Here is a 4966-nt window from a genome sequence, read left to right as displayed (position 1 = left end):
CGCCGTGCTGCGCGGTACCGGTCTTGCCGCCGACGGTGGCCCCGTCGATCAGCGCCTTGGTGCCCGTGCCCGACTTGACGACGGTCTCCATCATCGACTGGAGGATCTGCGCGTTCTGCGCCGACAGCGGGCGGCTCAGCTCCTGCGGCTCGGTCTTCTCGATCGGGTCGAGGTTCGAGGACTGCAGCTCGTCCACCATGTACGGCTTCATCAGCTTGCCGTCGTTGGCGACCGCCGAGGCGACCATGGCCATCTGCAGCGGGGTCGCGGCGGTGTTGAACTGGCCGATGGAGGACAGCGCCGTCTGCGACTGGTTCATCTCCTTGGAGAAGACCGAGGCGTTGGCGCGGACCGGGACGAACTGCTCCGCGTCGAAGCCGAACTTCTTGGCCTCGTCGAGCATCTTGTCCTTGCCGAGGTCGGCGCCGATCTTGCCGAAGACGGTGTTGCAGGACACGCGCAGCGCCTCGCGCATGGTCGCGTTCTGGCAGGGCAGGTTGCCCTCGTTCTTCAGCTCGGTCTGCGTGCCCGGCATGACCCAGGGCAGCGGCGAGTCCGTCTTCTGGTCGGCGGAGGAGTACAGGCCGTTCTCCAGCGCCGCCGCCGCGGTGACCACCTTGAAGGTGGAGCCCGGCGGGTAGGTCTCGCGCAGCGCCCGGTTGAGCGTCGGGTCCGTGGGGTCGATCTTCTTCTGCAGCTTCTGCCAGGCCGCCGAGTCGCTGTTGCGGTCGCCGGAGAAGGAGGACGGGTCGTACGACGGGTAGGAGGCCAGCGCCAGGATCTTGCCCGTGGAGGGCTCGATCGCGACCGCCGCACCCTTGCCGCCCTGGGCCTTCAGGCCGTTGTACGCGGCCTTCTGCGCGGCGGCGTTGAGGGTGGTGACGACGTTGCCGCCCTGCTTGGGCTTGCCCGTGATCATGTCGAGGGTGTTGCGGAAGAAGAGCCGGTCGTCGTTGCCGGTGAGGATGCCGTCGTTGATCTTCTCGAGCTGGGTGCCGCCGAACGCCTGGGAGGAGTAGCCGGTGACCGGTGCCCACATGGGCCCGTTCTTGTACGTGCGCTTGTACTTGTAGTCGCCGGCCTTGGTCTCGACGGAGCCGGTTATCGGGTTGCCGTCCACGATGATGTCGCCGCGCGGGGAGGCGTAGCGCTCGATGGCGACGCGGCGGTTGTCGGGATCGGTGCGCAGCTTGTCGGCCTGGGCGTACTGGAGCCAGTTGTCGCGGATCAGCAGCGCCAGGACGAGGAGTCCGCAGAAGATCGCGATGCGGCGCAGGGGCTTGTTCACGTCCGGCCTTTCCACAAGCTAACAGGGGCGCCTGTTGCTTCAGTCTGTCGGTGTTGCTGGCGCTCGTCCTCGGCCGCCCACAGTCTAGGGGCACGCGCTGTGTGCCCCGGCGGTTCCGCGGCAGCCGTACGGCGGCACAGCGGGCCCCGGAGGGTCGCCGTACCGCCGTGGTCGCGGGTGCTCACGCTTCGGCGACGGGTCCGCTGCCGCCGGGCCGGACGATCTGGGTCATCTCGGCGTCGGGGCTGGCTGCCGGGGCGGGCGCGGGACGGCGGGCCGTGTCGCTGATGCGGATCAGGATGGCGATGAGGGCCCAGTTGGCGATGACGGACGAACCGCCGTAGGCGAGGAACGGCATCGTCATACCGGTCAGCGGGATGAGGCCCATCACACCGCCGGCGACGACGAAGACCTGGAGGGCGAAGGCGCCGGACAGGCCGACCGCGAGCATCTTGCCGAACGGGTCGCGGGCGGCGAGGGCGGTGCGCACACCGCGCTCGACGATCAGACCGTAGATCAGCAGGATCGCCATCAGGCCGGCCAGGCCCAGCTCCTCGCCGAAGGTGGCGAGGATGAAGTCGGAGTTGGCCGCGAAGCGGATCAGCTCGGAGTGGCCCTGTCCCCAGCCGGTGCCGAGGGTGCCGCCGGAGCCGAACGCCCACAGGGCCTGCTGGAGCTGGTCGGAGTGGACGCCGGTGGCCTTGGGGTCACGGCTCAGCAGGTACTCGTGCATCGGGTTGAGCCACGCCTGGACACGCACCTGGATGTGCGGCTCGAAGCTCGCCACACCGACCGCGCCCGCCGCCGACATCAGCAGACCGAAGACGATCCAGCTGGTCCGCTCGGTGGCCACGTACAGCATGATCACGAACATGCCGAAGAACAGCAGCGAGGTACCGAGGTCGGTCTCGAAGACCAGGATGAGGATCGAGATCGCCCAGACGACGAGGATCGGGCCGAGGTCACGGCCGCGCGGCAGGTAGAGGCCCATGAAGCGGCGGCTGGCGAGCGCGAGCGCGTCCCGCTTGACCATCAGGTATCCGGCGAAGAAGACCGCGAGCACGATCTTGGCGAACTCACCGGGCTGGATGGTGAAGCTGCCGATCTGGATCCAGATCTTGGCGCCGTAGACGTCGGCGCCGAGGCCCGGCACCAGAGGAAGCAGCAGCAGGAACAGCGCGGCCGCCATGGAGATGTAGGTGTACCGCTGCAGCGTGCGGTGTTCCTTGAGGAAGATCAGGACGACCACGAACAGGGTGATGCCCATGGCGGTGTAGATCAGCTGGTTGGTCGCCTTGCCGCCCGCGACGTGGATCGACTGCAGCAGCTTCGACTGGTCCAGTCGCCAGATGCACACCAGGCCGAGCCCGTTGAGCAGGGTGGCCAGCGGCAGCAGCAGCGGGTCGGCGTACGGGGCGAACTTCCGCACGACGAGGTGGGCGACGCCGGCCAGCAGGCCGAGGCCCAGGCCGTAGCCGAGCAGGCCCGTGGGGACCTGGTTGTCGAGGGCCAGGCCCACGTTGGCGTAGGCGAAGACCGGGATGACCACGGCGAAGATCAGCAGGGCCAGCTCGGTGTTGCGGCGGCTCGGTGCGCCGATGGAGCCGATCGTGGACGTCTGGTGCGTCGGCGTGTTGGTAGTACTGCTCATCGTGTGACGGGGCCTCTCACGGCTTGCCTACTGCTTGCCGCACTGATCGACGACCTTCTGCTCATCCTTGGAGAGGCTCGGGCCGGGCCGGGGCGTGGCGGTTGCGGTCGGGGACTTCGAGGGCGACGTGGTGGACGGCTTCCCCGATCCCGACGGGTTCGGGGTCGGGGACGCCGTGGCCGTGAGGGAGGTCCGGGTGGCGGTGGCGGTACCGCCGGCCGCCGCGTTCTCGCTCCCGGCGGTCGCGCGTTCGTCCTGCTTGCGGCAGGCGGACGCCTGGAGCGCGAGCGCGTCGATCTTGGTGCGGGCCTGCTCGATGCCGCCCGCCGCGATCGTGTTCCTGACCTGCTTCTGCTGATAGGCCGGCAGGTACTTGAGTTCGATCTCGGGGTGGTCCTTCTCGACCTTCGAGAGGGAGACCCAGGCCAGGTTCTGGCTGATGCCCCGGTAGAGCGCCACGTGCTGGCCGTTGATGCCGACGTAGTACTGCGTCTGGGTCCAGCGGTAGCCGCCGTAGACACCGCCGCCGATCACCGCGAGGGCGAGAGCGCTGTAGAACGTGCGCTTGAGCCACTTGCGGCCCTTGCGGGGCTTGACGAAGTCGTCGTCGGCGTAGCCGTCGCCGTCGTAGTCCGCGCCGGAACCGGGGCCGCCGTACTCGCCCCCGCCGCCCTGGCCGCGGCCCTGGCGGCCGAGGTGGGAGGCGCGGCCGGCCGGGGTCTGCATGATGCCGTTGTCGTGCGGGTGGAGCTGGTTCTCGGCGACGGCGCCGACCACCACGGGGGTGTCGGACAGCTGACCGGCGAGGGTGTCCCCGGTGTCCAGGTCGAGGACGTCGGCGACGATGACGGTGATGTTGTCGGGGCCGCCGCCGCGCAGCGCGAGCTGGATCAGCTCCTGCACGGTCTCCTGCGGGCCCTGGTAGCTGGCGAGGGTCTCCTCCATCGTCTGGTGGGAGACGACGCCGGAGAGGCCGTCGGAGCAGATCAGATAGCGGTCACCGGCGCGGACCTCGCGGACCGAGAGGTCGGGTTCCACGTGGTCGCCGCTGCCCAGCGCGCGCATCAGCAGGGAGCGCTGCGGGTGGGTGGTGGCCTCTTCCTCGGTGATCCGGCCCTCGTCGACCAGGCGCTGCACCCAGGTGTGGTCCTGGGTGATCTGGGTCAGCATCCCGTCGCGCAGCAGGTACGCGCGCGAGTCGCCGACGTGCACGAGGCCGAGGCGCTGGCCGGTCCACAGCAGGGCGGTCAGGGTGGTCCCCATGCCTTCCAGCTGGGGGTCCTCCTCGACCATGCCGCGCAGCTGGTCGTTGGCGTACTGGACGGCCTGGCCGAGGGTGGTGAGGAGGTCGGAGCCGGGCACGTCGTCGTCGAGCGTGACCAGGGTGGAGATGACCTCGGAGGAGGCGACCTCGCCGGCCGCCTGGCCGCCCATGCCGTCGGCGATGGCGAGCAGGCGCGGACCGGCGTAACCGGAGTCCTCGTTGCCTTCCCGGATCATGCCCTTGTGCGATCCGGCGGCGAAGCGCAGTGACAGACTCATGCGCACCTCGCCCGTCGGCTCCGGGTACAGCCGGTCGTGTCGAGCCACACTGCCCACCCTCCGGTCGGGAGCGCGCCGGGGACCGGGGTGAGGTCCGCCGTTGCGTGCTCGCTCCGCTCGCTCATTGTCGTACTACTTCCGCAGCTCGATGACGGTCTTGCCGATGCGGATCGGCGCTCCCAGCGAAATCGGCGTGGGGGTCGTCAGCCGGGACCGGTCCAGGTATGTGCCGTTGGTGGAGCCGAGGTCCTCGACGATCCACTGGCCGTCGCGGTCCGGGTAGATCCTGGCATGTCGGCTGGAGGCGTAGTCGTCGTCCAGCACGATCGTGGAGTCGTGGGCGCGGCCCAGGGTGATCGTCTGGCCCTGGAGGGCGACGGTGGTGCCGGTCAGTGTGCCCTCGGTCACGACGAGCTTGCTGGGCGCGTTGCGCCGCTGGCGGCCGCCGCCGCCCTGCTGGCCGCGGCGGCCCTGCTGGGCGCGCT

General features: G+C 69.6%; 4 protein-coding genes. All 4 read right to left on the bottom strand.

Going from position 1 to position 4966, the window contains the following annotated elements:
* Positions 1–1288 (bottom strand): penicillin-binding transpeptidase domain-containing protein (locus tag GTW40_RS06030; protein ID WP_161179111.1); only part of this gene is annotated, 1288 nt, incomplete at its 3' end.
* A gap of 181 nt (positions 1289–1469) precedes the next feature.
* Positions 1470–2939 (bottom strand): FtsW/RodA/SpoVE family cell cycle protein, encoded by a 1470-nt coding sequence (locus tag GTW40_RS06025; protein ID WP_161179110.1) that lies wholly within the window; start codon positions 2937–2939, stop codon positions 1470–1472.
* Between the two features lie 27 nt (positions 2940–2966).
* The gene (locus GTW40_RS06020) at positions 2967–4481 is read right to left on the bottom strand and encodes a Stp1/IreP family PP2C-type Ser/Thr phosphatase (protein WP_202485457.1); all 1515 of its coding nucleotides are present in this window, start codon (positions 4479–4481) and stop codon (positions 2967–2969) included.
* 132 nt (positions 4482–4613) lie between these two features.
* The coding region (locus GTW40_RS06015) for an FHA domain-containing protein (protein ID WP_161179109.1) at positions 4614–4966 on the bottom strand (353 nt) is incomplete at its 5' end.

Source organism: Streptomyces sp. SID4985 (assembly GCF_009863025.1).
Lineage (GTDB): Bacteria > Actinomycetota > Actinomycetes > Streptomycetales > Streptomycetaceae > Streptomyces.
Note: the sequence above shows the minus strand (reverse complement) of the source record. Positions and strands in the feature narration are given on the sequence as shown.

What these genes read in the sequence shown, in the direction of transcription:
- GTW40_RS06025 (WP_161179110.1), bottom strand. Translation starts at nt 2,939, where the DNA reads ATGAGCAGTACTACCAACACGCCGACGCACCAGACGTCCACGATCGGC.
- GTW40_RS06020 (WP_202485457.1), bottom strand. Translation starts at nt 4,481, where the DNA reads ATGAGTCTGTCACTGCGCTTCGCCGCCGGATCGCACAAGGGCATGATC.